We start from the raw sequence: 416 nt of genomic DNA, 5'->3' as shown, positions 1-416 counted from the left end.
TGCGTGGGGTGACCGTGCGTATGGAGACTCCGGAAGCTATCCTGTTTTCCCCCGGGGAGGCGTTCAGCACGAACGTCTCCATCCATGCCATCGCCCACGACGACCAGACCTACGCCATGGACGTCGTCTGGTTGAGGTTCGACGTGCCGACCTCGTGTGCCGAGATGCGAATATACGAATCGTGTCTGTATCACCCGCAGCTCCCAGAGTGTCTGTCCCCGGCCGACGCGCCGTGCGCCGCGAGTACGTGGACGTCTCGCCTGGCCGTCCGCAGCTACGCGGGGTGTTCCAGAACAAACCCCCCGCCGCGCTGTTCGGCCGAGGCTCACATGGAGCCCGTCCCGGGGCTGGCGTGGCAGGCGGCCTCCGTCAATCTGGAGTTCCGGGACGCGTCCCCACAACACTCCGGCCTGTAT

Annotated in this window: 1 protein-coding gene; it reads left to right on the top strand. The window is 65.6% G+C overall.

All coding sequences use genetic code 11. From position 1 onward, the window contains the following. Nucleotides 1–8: 8 nt before the first annotated feature. Nucleotides 9–416: hypothetical protein (locus tag D7W79_RS46650; RefSeq protein WP_500681260.1), on the top strand; the 408-nt coding region annotated here is incomplete at its 3' end.

Source organism: Corallococcus exercitus (genome assembly GCF_003611585.1).
Taxonomy (GTDB): Bacteria; Myxococcota; Myxococcia; order Myxococcales; family Myxococcaceae; genus Corallococcus; species Corallococcus exercitus.
This window is presented reverse-complemented; position numbering and strand designations above follow the sequence as displayed.